The sequence below is a fragment of the Corynebacterium sp. MSK071 genome (assembly GCF_030232125.1).
Taxonomy (GTDB): domain Bacteria; phylum Actinomycetota; class Actinomycetes; order Mycobacteriales; family Mycobacteriaceae; genus Corynebacterium; species Corynebacterium kefirresidentii.
In genome coordinates, this window is record NZ_JASPJA010000003.1 from 137,103 (window position 1) to 153,167 (window position 16,065).

At 58.6% G+C, this 16,065-nt stretch carries 17 protein-coding genes; 12 read left to right on the forward strand and 5 right to left on the reverse strand.

Going from position 1 to position 16,065, the window contains the following annotated elements:
* Nucleotides 1–146: 146 nt before the first annotated feature.
* Nucleotides 147–1,643, forward strand: a complete 1,497-nt coding sequence (gene mqo, locus QP990_RS03290; protein WP_023021318.1) for a malate dehydrogenase (quinone) — start codon at nucleotides 147–149, stop codon at nucleotides 1,641–1,643.
* Nucleotides 1,644–1,725: 82 nt separating this feature from the next.
* Here the strand turns inward: mqo and QP990_RS03295 are convergent, their stop codons facing one another.
* Complete coding sequence (locus tag QP990_RS03295; RefSeq protein WP_200288935.1) at nucleotides 1,726–3,081, reverse strand: YdiU family protein; 1,356 nt, start codon at nucleotides 3,079–3,081, stop codon at nucleotides 1,726–1,728.
* Nucleotides 3,082–3,903 carry a PhzF family phenazine biosynthesis protein gene (locus tag QP990_RS03300; RefSeq protein ID WP_200288936.1) on the reverse strand — a complete coding sequence of 274 codons (822 nt, stop codon included), beginning with the start codon at nucleotides 3,901–3,903 and terminating at the stop codon, nucleotides 3,082–3,084. It lies immediately after the preceding gene.
* A 67-nt stretch (nucleotides 3,904–3,970) separates the two neighbouring features.
* Between QP990_RS03300 and QP990_RS03305 the strand changes: the two genes are divergently transcribed.
* The 5 genes from QP990_RS03305 (at nucleotide 3,971) to QP990_RS03325 (ending at nucleotide 9,002) form a co-directional block, all read left to right on the forward strand.
* The gene (locus tag QP990_RS03305; RefSeq protein ID WP_086587489.1) at nucleotides 3,971–5,161 is read left to right on the forward strand and encodes a sensor histidine kinase; all 1,191 of its coding nucleotides are present in this window, start codon (nucleotides 3,971–3,973) and stop codon (nucleotides 5,159–5,161) included.
* The gene (locus QP990_RS03310) at nucleotides 5,154–5,897 is read left to right on the forward strand and encodes a response regulator transcription factor (RefSeq protein WP_023021322.1); all 744 of its coding nucleotides are present in this window, start codon (nucleotides 5,154–5,156) and stop codon (nucleotides 5,895–5,897) included. Before QP990_RS03305 ends, QP990_RS03310 begins: the two co-directional genes overlap by 8 nt.
* 66 nt (nucleotides 5,898–5,963) lie before the next feature.
* On the forward strand, nucleotides 5,964–6,863 hold the full coding sequence (locus QP990_RS03315; protein WP_208612429.1) for an ABC transporter ATP-binding protein: 900 nt from the start codon (nucleotides 5,964–5,966) through the stop codon (nucleotides 6,861–6,863).
* A gap of 45 nt (nucleotides 6,864–6,908) precedes the next feature.
* Entirely contained in the window at nucleotides 6,909–7,661 is a 753-nt protein-coding gene (locus tag QP990_RS03320) for an ABC transporter permease (protein ID WP_023021324.1), read from the forward strand.
* 27 nt (nucleotides 7,662–7,688) lie between these two features.
* Nucleotides 7,689–9,002 carry a DUF4921 family protein gene (locus tag QP990_RS03325; RefSeq protein ID WP_239204223.1) on the forward strand — a complete coding sequence of 438 codons (1,314 nt, stop codon included), beginning with the start codon at nucleotides 7,689–7,691 and terminating at the stop codon, nucleotides 9,000–9,002.
* Nucleotides 9,003–9,032: 30 nt separating this feature from the next.
* On the opposite strand, the gene yaaA is transcribed toward QP990_RS03325, so the two are convergent.
* Nucleotides 9,033–9,755, reverse strand: coding sequence for a peroxide stress protein YaaA (gene yaaA, locus QP990_RS03330; protein ID WP_284798421.1), 723 nt, complete (start codon nucleotides 9,753–9,755; stop codon nucleotides 9,033–9,035).
* A 31-nt stretch (nucleotides 9,756–9,786) separates the two neighbouring features.
* Here yaaA and QP990_RS03335 point away from each other — a divergent pair, with 31 nt between their 5' ends.
* On the forward strand, nucleotides 9,787–11,556 hold the full coding sequence (locus QP990_RS03335; protein WP_284798422.1) for a proline--tRNA ligase: 1,770 nt from the start codon (nucleotides 9,787–9,789) through the stop codon (nucleotides 11,554–11,556).
* A 40-nt stretch (nucleotides 11,557–11,596) separates the two neighbouring features.
* Nucleotides 11,597–11,959 carry a hypothetical protein gene (locus QP990_RS03340; protein WP_239207587.1) on the forward strand — a complete coding sequence of 121 codons (363 nt, stop codon included), beginning with the start codon at nucleotides 11,597–11,599 and terminating at the stop codon, nucleotides 11,957–11,959.
* 126 nt (nucleotides 11,960–12,085) lie between these two features.
* Here the strand turns inward: QP990_RS03340 and QP990_RS03345 are convergent, their stop codons facing one another.
* On the reverse strand, nucleotides 12,086–12,415 hold the full coding sequence (locus QP990_RS03345; RefSeq protein WP_239207588.1) for a transglycosylase family protein: 330 nt from the start codon (nucleotides 12,413–12,415) through the stop codon (nucleotides 12,086–12,088).
* A 169-nt stretch (nucleotides 12,416–12,584) separates the two neighbouring features.
* The gene (locus QP990_RS03350; protein WP_284798426.1) at nucleotides 12,585–13,436 is read right to left on the reverse strand and encodes a DUF4439 domain-containing protein; all 852 of its coding nucleotides are present in this window, start codon (nucleotides 13,434–13,436) and stop codon (nucleotides 12,585–12,587) included.
* A gap of 38 nt (nucleotides 13,437–13,474) precedes the next feature.
* Here QP990_RS03350 and rimP point away from each other — a divergent pair, with 38 nt between their 5' ends.
* The 4 genes from rimP to QP990_RS03370 all read left to right on the forward strand — a co-directional run.
* A complete protein-coding gene (rimP, locus tag QP990_RS03355) occupies nucleotides 13,475–14,014 on the forward strand; it encodes a ribosome maturation factor RimP (RefSeq protein WP_284798428.1) in 540 nt (179 codons plus the stop codon).
* 23 nt (nucleotides 14,015–14,037) lie between these two features.
* Nucleotides 14,038–15,054: a transcription termination factor NusA gene (gene nusA, locus QP990_RS03360; RefSeq protein WP_023021332.1), complete on the forward strand. Its 1,017-nt coding sequence runs from the start codon at nucleotides 14,038–14,040 to the stop codon at nucleotides 15,052–15,054.
* Nucleotides 15,055–15,138: 84 nt separating this feature from the next.
* Nucleotides 15,139–15,483 carry a YlxR family protein gene (locus tag QP990_RS03365; RefSeq protein ID WP_284798430.1) on the forward strand — a complete coding sequence of 115 codons (345 nt, stop codon included), beginning with the start codon at nucleotides 15,139–15,141 and terminating at the stop codon, nucleotides 15,481–15,483.
* A 106-nt stretch (nucleotides 15,484–15,589) separates the two neighbouring features.
* On the forward strand, nucleotides 15,590–16,065 hold a 476-nt coding region (locus tag QP990_RS03370), incomplete at its 3' end, for a translation initiation factor IF-2 N-terminal domain-containing protein (protein WP_284798432.1).

Below are 16,065 nucleotides of genomic sequence, written 5' to 3' on the forward strand. Positions count from 1 at the left end.
AAAAGCGTAGAGTAAGGCCTTAACGCGTGACGCACTGCCAGGTTGTCTTAGTGCAACGATGGTGGCGCGGGGCGCTAAGCGCTATAAGTCAAGGCGTAGACCGCGCCGATGGATATCTATTTTCAATTCGAAGAGGTAATAACAGAGTGTCCTCCGCTAAGAAGACAGCACAGGTTGTAGACGAGGTCGACGTAGCACTTATTGGTGCCGGCATCATGAGCGCCACCTTGGGCGCAATGCTCCGCGAGCTGGAGCCTAGCTGGACCCAGATGGTCTTTGAGCGTCTCGACGGCCCCGCGTTGGAGTCCTCCTCCCCGTGGAATAACGCCGGTACCGGCCACTCCGCACTGTGCGAGCTGAACTACACCCCGGAGAAGAATGGTCGCATTGATATCTCCAAGGCTCTGGGGATTAATGAGAAGTTCCAGAAGTCTCGCCAGTTCTGGTCTCACCAGCTCAACAACGGTATTCTGACCGACCCGAGCGAATTTATTAACCCAGTTCCGCACGTGTCCTTCGCACAGGGCGAAATCCAGGTTGACTACCTTAAGCGTCGCTATGACGTTTTGAGCGAGAAGCACATGTTCCCAGGCATGCAGTTCTCCGCTGATGATTCTGTCTTTGCGGAGAAGCTGCCCCTGATGGCGCAGGGCCGTGATTTCTCCAATAAGGTAGCCATCTCCTGGACCGATGCCGGCACTGACGTTAACTTCGGCGCGCTGACCAAGCAGTTCCTGACCGCGGCTAAGGCCTCCGGCACCGAGATCCGCTACGGACATGAGGTCATCGACATCAAGCGCGATGGCTCTTCCTGGAAGGTCTATTCCAAGAACAAGCACACCGGTGACATCACGGTAGTCAAGGCTAAGTTCGTCTTCGTGGGTGCTGGCGGTTATGCCTTGGATCTGCTGCGCAAGGCCAAGGTGAAGGAAGTTGCCGGTTACGCAGGCTTCCCAGTATCCGGTCTGTGGCTGCGTTCCAAGAACCCGGAGCTTATCGAGCAGCACCAGGCGAAGGTCTACGGTAAGGCTGCTGTGGGCGCCCCGCCAATGTCCGTGCCTCACCTGGATACCCGTGTTATCGACGGCGAGAAGGGCCTGCTATTCGGCCCCTACGGCGGCTGGAGCCCGAAGTTCCTGAAGAAGGGCAGCTACCTGGACCTATTTAAGTCCATCCGCCCGGATAACATCACTTCTTACCTTGGCGTTGCCGTCCAGGAGTTCGGCCTGACCAAGTACTTGGTAGACGAGGTACGCAAGAACTTCTCCGACCGCGTTGAGACCCTGCGCGAGTACGTCCCGGAGGCAAAGGAAAGCGACTGGGAGACCGTCATCGCCGGCCAGCGCGTGCAGGTGATCAAGCCTGCAGGCGCCCCGCAGTTCGGCTCCCTCGAGTTCGGTACCACCCTGGTCAATAACCAGGAGGGCAATATCGCCGGCCTGCTCGGTGCATCCCCGGGCGCATCCATTACCCCTGCCGTCATGTTGGAGCTGCTGGAGCGTTGCTTCGGCGAGCACATGATCGATTGGGCGGATAAGATCCGCGAGATGGTTCCGTCTTATGGCATCAAGCTGCGCAACGATGAAAAGCTCTATGACGAGATGTGGGAGTACACCCAGAAGACCTTGAAGCTAGACCGCTAGAACCAGCTTCTTCCTAGATAACCCCCTGTACCGCACCGAGACGGTACAGGGGGTTATTCGGTCTGGGCTCGGTGAACAGCAGCTAGGTGCCACAGTAGGTGAGGTATCCCTCCAAGCCATTGGGGTCCGGCGATTCGAATGAGGGGTTGGGCTCCCACGGGTGGGTTACCGCGTGGAGGAGTTCTTGATAGGGGCTCATGTCCCCGCGTTCTGCAGCGTTAAGGGCAGCTTCCACCGCGAGGTTGCGCGGGATAACCCGCGGCATCGCGCTATTAACGCGGGATGGATCGGGCGAGGACGCTAGGTACTCATCCAAAAAGTCTCCCTCGGGCAAAAGCTCACGGGCGGGGGTGGGGTGGCCCGCGGCGGCGTCGGCAAGAGCGCGGTGGGCCAGCGTAATATCTGGGCCGTTGAGCTGCATGGCAGCCGCATAAGAAGAAGCGACTTCTCGAGAGGTATCCAAAGCCTTTGCTAAATCTGCCCTGTGCTGGTCCGCAAAGCGGTCGGTAAAGCCGTTGATGGATTCTTGGGCTAAGTCCATGGCCTTTTTCATGTCCATATCAAATAGCGGCAGGAGGGATTCCGCCAAGCGGGCCAGGTTCCATCCCAGGATGGAAGGTTGATTGCCAAAGGCATAACGGCCTTGCCTATCGATGCTGGAAAACACCGTGTCAGGGGAGTATGCCTCCATAAAGGCACAAGGACCGTAGTCAATGGTTTCGCCGGAGATGGTGGTGTTATCCGTATTCATCACGCCATGGATGAAGCCTAAGCGCATCCACTGGGATACAGTGCGAATTTGTGCATCCATCAGCTGGAGGAAAAAGTCCCGGTAGTCGCACCCGGGATAATGGCGGGCGATGGCGTAGTCGGCCAGCTGACGTGTGTAATCCGTCTGCGCGGCTAGGTGGAAGGTGCCCACGCGAATATGGCTAGCGGCAACGCGCACCACGATGCCGGCCGGTTGCACATGCCCGCGTTGGATGGGCCGGCCGGTGGAGATGACCGCCAGCGCCCGGGTGGTGGGCACACCTAAGGCGTGCATGGCCTCAGAGACGAGGTACTCGCGCAGCATGGAAGACAGCGTTCCGCGGCCATCGGACCCGAGGCGGGAATAAGGAGTTAGTCCGGTTCCCTTGGCGTGCAAGTCCCAGAGCCGGCCGTCCTTTTCTAACTCCCCTAAGAGCATGGCGCGGCCGTCTCCCATCTGCGGATTAAACGCACCGAATTGGAAGCCAGAATAGGCCATGGCGTGTCCGCCCGCGCGACCCGTGAGGAACTCGATTCCCTCGGAGGAGCGCAGCCAGTCCGGGTCAAAGCCCAACTGCCTGGCCAGTTCCTCGTTTAGGATGACCATCTCTGGGTTCGGCTGCTCTTCGCCCTCGGTAGGGCGAACCAAGTGGGGAAGGCGTTGGGCAAAATCGTGGTGTAGCTGCATTTAAACCTCCAGTGTTCCGCGCACGCGAATATGGGCGCGCCCGCCTACCCAGATATCCGTGCCGTCATCGTTGATAAATACTTCGCCCGCTCGGCCTATCTGGCTGCCTTGTGTTGCGGTATAACGCGTTGGCACCAGGTTTCGCGCGCGCATAAACTGCGCGGCGCCGCCATTGAAAGAACCGGTGACTGGGTCTTCGAATTGCGTGGTAAAGGCCCGAACCTCATAGGCCGACTCGCCCTCTGCGGCGTTGGGATTAAGGCCCACTACGCCGACCTTGGGGCGCTCGCCATGGGGCTTAACCGCACGCACCGCCTCGGCATCGCGCAATTGGAGCAGGCGCCAGCCCGGGCCATTGTCCACCCAGCCGTGGTCCACAATATCCGCGCTATCTAGCCCCAGCCCACCGCAGGCCTCCTTCAGATCCGCCGGGCTTAGCGGTTCTTCGCGGCGCAGCGGCGGGGTAGCAAAGGATAAGACATCGCCCTCTTCGCGTACGGTAACTAGGCCCACACCACATTCTTGGACGATACTTCCCTCCGACTGCGGGTGATTGCCTAGGGCGCGCCATGCAGCGGCGCTGCCCAAGGTGGGATGGCCAGCGAAGTCAAACTCCTCGTACGGGGTGAAAATGCGGACGCGGTAGTCCGCGCGGGCGTCGTGAGGCTCGAGCAGGAAGGTGGTCTCAGAAAAGTTGGTCCAGTTCGCGATTGCTTGCATCTGCTGGGCGCTAAGCCCATCCGCGCCGGCTATCACCGCAAGGGCGTTGCCGTTAAAGGCACCGGTGGCAAAAACATCAACCTCAAAGAACTCGTGCTGCATGCCCGCCAGTCTAGTCAGCCCCAGGGATGAGGACCATGGCACAGCGGCTGCGCTAGCCTAGAAAGCCATGAAGAAGCTATGGCCGGATGCGGTTCGTTCCTGGGTAGGTCCGCCGTGGAGAATTATCATTCCGTTGTTTTTCTGGGTTTCTTCCGTGCGGGTGGCAGAAGGTGTCATTGATAGAACCTCGCTTTTCCAGGAGCTGGTTCTCGTAATTTATGCAGTCGGTATTCCACTAGCACTGTGGCTGCATCCTAAGCTCAAGGAATACGCCATTGGGTTTATTGCGATCACATTAACGGTGTGCATCTTTACCCCGCTGGCTGCCATGGGTAATGCTCACTTCTTCCCAGTGGCATACTGCGTATTTCTTATAGGTGCACATTCGCCCAAGCGGTTACAACGGATCTGGATAGGGTGGATTGCCTTAGGTACCTTGGCGGCCACTGCAGCGTCGCTCTACGGGCGGAGGGTTTTCGGCGGCATCGACTTTGGCCTTGAGGATTCTAGCAATAGCATCGGCCCGCTGCCTGCTTTTGGGTCCGTCATCGTCATGGCGTGGCCGGTCATGGGCTTTTTCTACTTGCTTGGCACCAATGATCGTAAAAAGCGCGAGGACCAGCAGCTGCTGATTGAACGTGCGGAAATGGCTGGCGCGGTAGAGCGCAACCGCATTGCCCGCGAGATGCATGACATTGTGGCGCATAATTTGGCGGGGGTTATTGCCCTTGCCGACGGCGCCCGGTTCGCCGCTGCCAAAAATCCCGCAGCGGCCACAGAAGCTCTGGAGACCATAGCCTCTACCTCCCGTGATTCCCTCAAACAGATGCGCGGTTTGCTCTCCGTCCTGCGTGATGGCGATTCCCGCGCCGATACCAAGGCGCCCGGCGCGAGCGATATTGCCGGTCTCATCTCGGAAGCGCGCCGGACCGGTTTCGATATCACCGTGCACGGGCTGGAGGCCCTGCCGACCGAAAGCGACGAGCTATACCAATTCACCGTCTACCGCGTGGTGCAAGAACTTTTGACCAATATGATCAAGCATTCGCGTGATAAAAGGGGAGTACTGCGCTTTCGCTCTACTGGAAACGGCCTAGTATTGAGTGCCGAAAATCCGGCCGCACGCATGCCGGATAATCACAAGCCCGGCTACGGACTTATTGGAATGAGCGAGCGTGTCAAGGCCTATGGCGGCAGCGTTGCTACCCGCACCGAGGATGGACACTTCTTTATTACCGTGGAGGTACCCAATGACTAACCCTGAGCAGCCAACAGGTGCGCCCGCTGGCCCCATCCGTATCGGCCTAGTCGATGATCAGCCCCTCGTGCGCGCCGGGTTCGCCATGCTCCTTGGCTCCCAAGAGGATTTGGACGTTGCCTGGCAGGCCTCCGATGGCGATGAAGTCCTCGACCTCGCCCGCGCGCAACCTGCCGATATTGTGCTTATGGATGTCCAGATGGCCCGCGTCAATGGCATCGCCGCCACAGAAAGGCTGCTGCCGGAATTCCCGGACACCCAGGTCATTATGTTAACCACCTTCGATGACCAGAATTTTGTCCACGGAGCAATTTCCGCTGGGGCCTCTGGATTCCTGCTCAAAGACGTCGAACCGGAGGAACTCCTCGCCGCTATTCGTACCGTACATTCCGGCGAGGCCGTCCTTTCACCGCGCATTACCGCCCAGGTGCTGCAGCAACTGCGCAGCGAACAGTCTGCAGCACAGCCCGATTTACATGCCACCCCTGTTGCGGCAGCAGCTACCGCCCCTCCGGCCGAAGATCTCACGCCACGCGAGCTGGACGTCCTCAAGCTGATGGCACTGGGGTATTCGAATACCGAAATCGCGGAGTGCGAGTTCGTGTCCATGGCCACGGTCAAGACCCACGTGCGCCATATTCTTACTAAGACCAGCTCGCGCGACCGTGTGCATGCCGTGCTGTATGCCCTAACTCATGGCGTGGTCTCGGTGGAGGAGCTGCTGTCTCATCCCTAGGTATGACCTGCTAAATCACTCCCGAGGATGGTTACTTCGTGCTGGTCAGGCGGCACGATGGAAACCATGCTCAAAGTTTCACACCTTTCTAAGAATTTCCGTTCCTTTAAAGCAGTAGATGACCTCTCCTTTGAGGTCCCAGACGGTCAAGTCACCGGCTTCCTCGGACCGAATGGTTCTGGCAAATCAACCACCATGCGCATGTGCGTGGGGTTGGAGAATCCGACTTCCGGCACCGCGACTTTTGATGGCACGCCCTTCCGCGGGCTGTCCAATCCCGCTACCACGGTGGGCACCTTGTTGGACGCCAACTGGTTCCACCCGGGCCGCAGCGCCCGTGCTCACCTGGGCTACATGGCCGCGTTGCAGGGCGTGTCCATGAACCACGTGGATGACACCCTAGACCGCGTCGGCCTTACCCAGGTAGCCACCAAGCGAGTGGGCGGCTATTCGCTAGGCATGAAGCAGCGCCTGGGCCTTGCTTGTGCGCTCATCGGCGAGCCGAAGCACTTGCTTCTTGACGAACCCGTCAACGGCCTCGACCCCGAAGGCGTGCACTGGATGCGTGCCCGCATCCGCGAATTCGCCGAGGCCGGCTGCTCCGTGTTGGTTTCCTCCCACCTACTTTCGGAGATGCAGCTCACCGCAGACCGCCTCGTGGTCATCGGCAAGGGCAAGTTGCTGGGCGAGGGCACCGTGGAGGAGTTTGTCAATGGCACGGGAGGCGCAAGCCTCGAAGTGATTGTGGACCAGCCCGATGCACTCCTGCGGCTGTTGCACGGCACCGATGCGGAGACCTCCTTTGACGGGGAAGTCCTGCGCGTGCGCGGTCTCGAAGGCTCCGACATCGGCCGCATCTGTCTGGATAACCGCATTCTCATCTCCAGCTTGGAACGCAAGCAGCCCTCCCTGGAAGAGGCCTACCTCGGCGCGACAGCCGACCACGTGGCCTACCGCTCTGCATAGTTTTTCACCTGCACAACACGCTCCATCTGCAAAGGATAGATTCACATGAACGCTCTGATTTCTGAATCCCGGAAACTATTTTCGCTCCGCTCTACTTGGATATACCTCGCCGTAGTTTCAGCTGGCATGGCTGCCGGCGCTGTCTTGTTGGCTTGGGCGAATGACTTCAATGGAACGGTCGACGGCAAGTTCGAGGCTGTCGATGTGTCTATTTCCGGTTCACTCGCCATTGTCGTGATGGTGTTTGCTGCCGCCATGATGGTAGGCGGCGACCAAAGTAAAGGAACAGTTTCATGGTCATACCTCTCATCAAATCGCCGCGTAGGTATAGTGCTGAGCCAATTTTTCATCATCACCTTTTCGCTACTGCTCGCGGCCACACTGGGCATGGTGGTAGCCACGCTGTTGATTACTGCCTTCGGAGGTGATTTCAATTTTGACAGCTTTATGCATTGGCCGGATAACAATGGGTTCATCCTTGCCTACGTTGAGTGGACTGTCTTTATCCTGTTAGCTACCAGCTTGGCCTACCTTTTGCGCAGTGGTGCATTCGCAGCGATGATTCTCGTGGCAGAGTATTTCGTCATTGAAACCGCCCTCGATGCCGTTAGCGCTCCTTGGGCTAAGGCTATCCTCCGCGTGCTACCTGATGCCAACGCTTGGGGGCTAGTAATGGGCGCCAACCGCAGTGGTGATGAGCAATCTCGAGCTGTCGCCGCTGTCGTTCTAATCGTGATGATCGTGCTCACCGTTGGTGGGTCCTGTGCGGTGGCGCGTCGTCGCTCTGTTGCGAAATAGGTACTAGGCGTTACTACCCTAGTGGGCATGAGTGATGCACTTTTTGCCCGCATTGAGCCCATCCAAACCATGCGGGATGGCACGGTCAAACAGGTCAACCCGTTCTCGGGAACCGAGGTATGGACCGTGCCAGGCCGCGGCAACCGCCCGCTGTCTGTACCAGTAGCTAACCCGCAGCCACTGCAAGAGGAAGACTTTAGCCATCGCTGCGCCTTTTGCTCTGGGCGCTTGACCGATACCCCGCCGGAAAAGGCACGCATTCTGCCTTCCGGCGGGATTGTGCGTGGATTGCCCTTGCAGGAATACGATCACACAGTGCCGGCCTTTCGGCGCATCCCCAATCTGTTTGAAATCGTCTCTTATGACTATTGGCATGCCAATTACGGCTTTGAGATGGATGCCGAAACCCGCCAGCGCATGGACAACTACCTTAGCGATCCGGCCGGCCGGGAACATGTGCTCAAGATAGTGCGTACGAAGCGCAAAGCAGCGCACTTGCCTGAGACAAGCGAAGAAGAACTGGTGGACCAGGCTGCTGGATTCTTCGCCGGCGGTCACGACGTCATCGTGGCTGGCCGCCATTTTGAGCGCGGCGCACAGGATGATTCGCAGTTGGCATCTTCGGGCACGCTAAGCGCTGAAGAACACCTGCTCTTTATGCAGCTGACTATCGACGCCATGCGGGATCTCTACGAGCGCAACCGCTACGCCCCGTACGTGGTGGCTTTCCAAAACTGGTTGCAGCCAGCCGGTGCTTCCTTCGAGCACCTGCACAAGCAGCTCGTTGCTATTGATGATCGCGGTATGGCTTCTCACCGAGAGGTCCAGATGCTGCGCAGCAATATGAACATGTACAACGAGTGGGCGGTGGATTATGCCGCTAGCCGCAATCTCGTCATCGCGGAAAACGACCATGCTGTCCTCTTCGCCGGCTTCGGACACCGTTATCCCACATTGGAGGTGTACTCCAAGTCCGCAACCTGCGAGCCGTGGCTGCAGTCGGAAGAAGAAATTCGTGCCATGAGCGATCTAGTCCACGCTGCCCACGCCGCAGTAGGCCGCGAGGTGCCCTGCAATGAGGAATGGCACCACAAGCCCGCCGACGTCGATGTTGCCCAACCATGGCGCATTCTTATCAAGTTACGTATTTCTACGCTCGCTGGATTCGAAGGCGGTACCAAGATCTACCTCAACACCATTTCGCCCTGGGACCTGCGCGATAGGGTAGTAGGCCAGCTTTACCCCCTGCGCGAATCCGGACATGTTTCCGGCTCAATACGCGTGGCGACGGAGTGCTCGGTGCAACGCAATAGCCTGCTATATAACCCGCAGTTGCGCTAAACAGACCGCGCTGGGCAAACGGTGGTCGGCTCAGCGCCTGACTAGGAGCGTGAGCTCGCACGAACCCGGCCGCGGTTCTTCAACGGTCATACCTGCGGCGCGCGCGATAGCAGCAACGTCGGCGGCGCTATAGGCATCGGCAGGAGAGAGCGCTAGCTCGCGGGCGAGGAGGCCCTTGTAGTGCTTATTAAAGTGGCTGACTACCTTGCGCGAGCCATCTTCTTGCACGCTTTCTACCCGCACCGCTACCGCGTCTTTCACCCGGCCCAATTGTTGGTACGTACCCGAGCGCAGATCAACAATAAGCTCGTCTACCCCCTCGAGAGCCTGCGTAATCTGCTTGCCCCAGTGCGATTTCATGGTGCGGCCGTTAAGTTTTGTCCCGCCCGAAAGCCGGTAATGGGGGATGGGATCGCTGGCGCGGAGGATGCCAAAAAGGGCGTCGCCAATGGCAAGGCGATCCCATGTGGGGAGGGTGGGAGCGTCTAGGGCATCAAAAAGCACGCCGGTATAACGCAACACGGCCGGCATGGTGGGGGTGGTAAAAAGACCCTGGTTGGACTCGGCTTCACCGCGCAGCTTTTCTGAGAGTTTCAGCACCTTCATTGCCTCATCTACCGAAAGAGACTGCAGCTCAGCTGCAATTTCGCGCCGGGTTTCGTTTAGTCCCGGAAAGGAAAGCTGCGCGAAATCAAGCGCGTGTCCTGTGCCGCCGTGGTCCTTAGTTTCTGAAGGAGGGAGGATAATGAGCATATATACACAGTAGCGGGGTATATTTTTGACCATGATTACCCGCCTTTCTGAACTATTTCTCCGTACCCTTCGTGAGGACCCGGCTGATGCTGAGGTCCCCAGCCACAAGCTGCTCGTGCGCGCCGGCTATGTCCGCCGCGTTGCGCCGGGCGTTTATACCTGGCTGCCGTTGGGCCTGCGCACGCTGCGCAAGATTGAAGACGTAGTCCGTCAGGAAATGGATGCTATTGGCGGTCAGGAAATGCTTTTTCCTGCTTTGTTGCCGCGCGAGCCTTATGAAAAGACCAACCGTTGGGTTGAATACGGCGATAATCTCTTCCGCCTGAAGGACCGCAAGAACGCAGACATGCTACTCGGCCCTACCCACGAGGAGATGTTTGCCAGCGCCGTAAAGGACATGTACTCCTCTTATAAGGATTTTCCGGTTACGCTGTATCAGATTCAGGCCAAGTATCGCGATGAGGAACGCCCCCGCGCCGGTGTGCTGCGGGGCCGCGAGTTCACCATGAAGGACTCATACTCCTTCGACATGACCGATGAAGGATTGGATGAGTCCTATGGCCGCCACCGGAAGGCGTATCAAAATATTTTCAACCGTCTAGAGATTGATTACGCCATTTGTAAGGCCACCTCTGGCGCGATGGGTGGTTCTGCCTCGGAGGAGTTCCTCGCCGTCTCTGAAGTCGGTGAAGATACCTTCGTGCGCTCTACTGAAGGCGATTATGCTGCCAACGTGGAAGCCGTAGTTACCCCAGCACCAGCGGAGAAGGACATCGAGGGCCAGCCAGAGGCGCAGGAATACGACACCCCGAATGCAGAGAGCATTGATTCACTCGTTTCCTGGGCAAAGCAAGCAGGCATTACTATCGACGGCCGCGAGGCAACGGCCGCAGATACCCTCAAATGCATGATGGTAAAGCTCTTCCACCCAGCTGCTGAGAGCGAAAAGCGCGAGTCCGAGTTGGCCGCCGTGCTCATCCCGGGCGATCGTGAACTGGATGAAAAGCGCCTCGAGGCTGCACTCGAGCCGGTGGAATTTGAATTGGCCGGGGACAAGGACTTTGCTGACAATGACTTCCTAGTCAAGGGCTATGTTGGACCGCGCGTATTGAACGCCAATGACATTAAAGTCTTGGCCGATCCGCGCGTGGTCAAGGGCACAGCGTGGATTACCGGCGCTGACGCAAGCGAGCGCCACGTGGTTGGTTGCGTGGCTGGCCGCGATTTCACCGTGGATGAGTTCATTGAGGCCGCAGAGGTCAAGGAAGGCGATCTTGCCCCGGATAACCAGGGCACGTTGACCTTGGAGCGCGGCATCGAGCTGGGCCACATCTTCCAGCTGGGCCGCAAATACACCGAGGCCTTCGACGTCCAGATTTTGGATGAAAACGGCAAGCGTGCGGTTCCCACCATGGGGTCTTATGGCATCGGCATCACTCGTATGCTGGCTGTGCTAGCCGAGCAGCGCCATGATGACAAGGGCCTTAACTGGCCGGTAGCTGTCGCGCCGTACCAGGTCCATGTGGCAGTGGCTAATAAGGACGCCGCAGCCATGGAGGCCGGCGACACATTGGTGGAAGAGCTGTCCACCAAGGGGATCGAGGTGCTTTTTGATGACCGCCCGAAGGTCTCCCCAGGCGTGAAGTTCAAGGATGCAGAACTGCTAGGCATACCATTTGTGGCAGTCCTGGGCCGTGCCTTCAAGGAAGGCAAGATAGAGCTGCGCATCCGCGGCGGAGAGACCCTAGAGGTCCCGGCGGAGGAAATCGTGGACAAGATTCTTGAGCTGGTTCGCGGTTAGAAAAGCGCGCAATGATTCGCGTCGGGGTACCGTGGAAGGCATGAATTTCCAAAAGAATGGACTTTCCACGGTGCTTTCCGCCATGGGCGTATTGCACTTTGTGAAGGCGCAAACTTTCGAATCCATCGTTCCGCCGCAGCTGCCCGGCCCCGCACGGTTTTATAACTTTGCTTCTGGTCTCTGGGAGATAGTCACTGGCGCGTTGCTGCGGCGCCGCGCTACCCGTGGGTTCGGCGGTGCTTCTGCGCTTGCGCTCTTTGCCGCTGTATGGCCAGCCAATATGTACCACGCCTGGATTGAGCGCAAGGCAGGATGGCCGAAAAAGTTCTACCACATCATCCGTCAGCCGCTGCAGGTGCTGCTTATGATGTATGCCTGGAATATCGCCAAGCATGAGGCTTAAAGGAATTGACATTGCTGCGCGCTAGCTAGGTAGACGCAGCAGAAAAGCCGGCCCCGTCCTCAACCCCGCGGAAACGCCGCAGGGTGGGGAGGGGCCGGCTTTCTCTTTCGTGTCGGAGCCTATGTTTTAGCCGGCAACTGGGCCGCCGCAGTTAGGCCATGCGCCAGCGCCCTGGGCGGCCAAAACGTTTTCGGCCACGGCAATCTGCTGCTCTCGCGTTGCCTGGTCAGCGGTTGCAGCGTACTGGGTGCCGCCATTGGCAGCCCAGGTTTGCGCGTTGAACTGCAGGCCACCCTGGTAACCGTTTCCGGTATTGATATGCCAGTCACCGCCGGACTCGCAGGCAGCAACCTGATCCCAAGCGCTAGCCGGTGCGGCAGTAGCGGCAGGGGCGGCAAGGCCAGCAAGGCCCAGTGCGGCGGCGGATACAGTCAAAATGGTCTTCTTAGAACGCATTGAGAGGAAACTCCTTCTCTTTGTGTCTTTTAGGCTCGCGGTATCTCCTGCAAGCTCATGGTGCACCAACCTACGCACGCTTGTAGAGCAGAAGCAATGCATAGCGTCGTAGAGCTCGCTACATTTTCACTGTCCGGCGTTCAGGGGATTGACAGACAGGCGTCGCGTTCTAGCGTATGCCGTGGGATTCGGCCGCGATGCCGATAAGCCAGGTGATCCAGTCTTGATCTGGTGATTCTTCTTGCGCCGCCTGCGCAGCGGCGGCGGACCATTTCCGGCCGTCCTGGTCGGCGAGGCCGCCTAAAAAGTTCAGCGCAGATGCGGAATCATGGGGAAGTTCTTGGTCGCCGGAAGAATAAGCCGGCTCGGGTTGCGGCACGGTGCCATACCGGCCTAAGGCCTCCTGCAGGGCATCGATGCGGCGGTGGTGGACCTCTAGGCGGTGGTCCACGTTGCCCTCGTGCTCTGCGCCGACGTAGGCCCGGGCGAAATCCAGCGCATAAACCTGCTCATACTCCCAGGCAAGGAGATCGGCAGCACTTTTTTGCTCTGGTTGGGAAAGTTCTGGGATAGCGGGAGCATCGCCTGGCAGCCAAGCATTGAGCGCGATGGCTTGCTCGGTCACCAGGGTGCGCGATTCAACGGTGACTTCATCGGCTGCCGCTGTCGTAGCAGAGGCGGCATTTTCCATAACCTCGGAAGAATCCGCGGCGCGGTTAGCTTTAGTGGGGCGCTCTACCTCACACGAGCGTGGGGGATTGCCGGCATCGTCGGTACCGCAGAGGCGCGTAATTTCGGCATAGAGGGCATCGGCCTGGGAACTGCGGATCTCCGCGGCGTGATCGTCGACGCCGTTTAAAGCAAGGGCGTCGGTTGCGGCGGCGTCGGCAAGCGCGAGCAGCCTATTTTCCGGCCGGGGGCCGAAATAGTCGACGACGGAATCAACTGCCTGACACCCGGTTAAGGCGGGCAGGGTGGCGGTTGTGGCTACGAGAATCAAAGCTATACGTCGGCGGTTCACGCAAAAGACTGTACCCGGTAGCACGTAGGCTAGTGGGCATGGCTTTCCCAGATGCACAACAATTGACCGAACTCTTGCAGCCAAAGCTAGCTGAGCGGGGATTGGATGTAGAAGACATTAAGACCACCAAGGCGGGGAAGAAATCCCAGGTGGTTATCCGTATTGATGGTGATAAGCGCCCTAGCTCGGACGTGCTGGAGGAAGTATCTAATGAGATTTCTGCTTTCTTTGACGCCAAGGAAGAAGCAGGCGAGCTCAATTTTGGTGCCGGCTACACCCTGGAGGTTTCCACCCCCGGAGTGGATTTGCCGTTGACCGCCCCACGCCACTGGCGCCGCAATCGGGGGCGCAAGGTTTCCTTCGACCTTGGCGATGGCAAGTCTCAGACAGCTCGCATTGGCGCGCTTAACGACGCCGCCGATGCCGTAATCCTCATCACGGCAAATAAAGAGGACGTGCAGACGCGCGCAGAGCGATTGGAAAACATTGCCCGGGCAGTGGTAGAAATTGAATTTGCGCAGCCGTCCGAACAGGAAATAGAGGCAGTGCACAAGACGTTTGAAGAAGCCGAGAATTAACCGGCAACCGAGAGGAATGACAAGTGAATATTGATCTGCAGGCACTTCGCACCATCGAATCCGAACGCAACGTCCCGGTAAAGGACTTGCTGGAAGCGATTGCGGGTGCCTTGTTGTATTCCTACCTGGATTACCGCGAGTCTAATGCTGGCGGCAAGGTAGAAGGTGCCAAGTCCCGCGTCGATATCGATACCACCACTGGTGCCGTCAGCGTCATCGTCTCGGAGCGCGACCCGGAAACTGGGGAAGTAACCACCGAATACGATGACACCCCAGAGAACTTTGGCCGCGTAGGCGCACAGGCCGTGCGCGAGGCCATCTTGCGCAAGCTGCGCGAGGCGGAGGCAGAGCGCACCTATGATTCCTACTCGGGGCTTACCGGCCGCGTGGTCAGTGGCATCGTCCAGCGCGATGCCCGCGCTAATGCCCGCGGCATCGTCGTGGTCCAGTTGGGCTCTGAGCTGGAATCCCAGGACGGCATTCTACTGCCTGCCGAGCAGATTCCCGGTGAAAAGCTGGAGCACGGTGACCGCATTAAGGCCTACGTTGTCGGCGTGAATCGCAATGGTGCTCAGGTGCAGATCAACCTCTCGCGTACCCACCCTGAATTGGTGCGTGGCCTTTTCGAGTTGGAAGTTCCAGAGGTTGCCGATGAAACCGTAGAAATGATTGCCATCGCCCGCGAGGCGGGGCACCGCTCCAAGGTGGCGGTTGTGGGCCACGCGAAGGGCCTGAACGCGAAGGGCGCTTGCATCGGGCCACGCGGCCAGCGCGTCAACAACATCATGCGTCAGCTCGGCGGTGAGAAGATTGACATCATTGACTTCAGTGAGGACCCCACGGTCTATGTGGGCAATGCGCTAGCCCCCTCAAAGGTGGTTAAGGTCACCGTCGTGGACAACGAGGCACAGGTCGCCCGTGTGGTAGTGCCGGATTACCAGCTCTCCCTGGCCATTGGTAAAGAGGGGCAAAATGCCCGACTAGCTGCTCGTTTGACCGGTTGGAAGATTGATATCCACTCGGACGCTGACGCTAATTAAGGATCTGCGCGGTTGTAGCGTAGTCTAGTAAACGGCCCAGTTGCAGAATGGGGCATAGTGGCGACGCGAAAAGTAAGGAGTTGAATGTCTGAGAGGCTAAGACTCCGGACCTGCATCGCTACTCGCCGCCGCCTGCCAGATACGGACTTGCTACGAGTGGTTATCGACCGAGATGATCCGCATGGCCGCCTGGTAGCAGATCCCCACCGCCGGCTTCCCGGTCGTGGGGCGTGGATTAGCCCCACCCTTTCTGCACTCGAGCTGGCGGAGCGCAAACGTGCTTTCAAGCGCGCGCTTCGCACGTCCGCACCCGTGGACACAGGTCAGGTACGTCAATACTTGGAAGCGCAGAGCGGACAAGTAGCTAAGGCGGAAGACACCGCGTTAGATTCGTACAAACCAGAGTTACAAAGGAAGACCGAACACTGATGAGCGCACAACGATGAAGCATCAGCGATGAACGTCCAACAAACCTAACTAGGGGTCAGGCCAGTTTCCGTGGCCTTGGCTCCTAGTCGATACCAAGAGGAGACAAGTGCCCGGAAAGCTACGTGTTCACGAGCTAGCAAAGCAGCTCGGAGTAACCAGCAAGGAACTGCTCGCCACCCTGAAAGAACAGGGTGAGTTTGTAAAGACTGCTTCTTCCACCATCGAACCGCCGGTGGTTAAGAAGATGCGAGCTCATTATGAAGCACAGTCCGGTGGCGATGAGTCCGCCGAGAAGAAGCAAGACAAAAAGCCTGCCAAGGGCGCTGCTAAGAGCACTGCCAAGGCAAGTGCTCCTAAGCCAGGGGCGCAGTCCGCTGCGGCCAAGCCCGGGGCAAAGGCTGCCGCACCGAAGCCGGGCGCACAGGCTCCGAAGCCGGGGGCCAAGCCTGCCGCACCAAAGCCAGGTCAGGGCGCTCCTAAGCCCGGCGCACAGCCGGCTGCACCGAAGCCCGGGGCAAAGGCTGCCGCACCGAAGCCGGGCGCACAGGCTCCGAAGCCGGGGGCCAAGCCTGCCGCACCAAA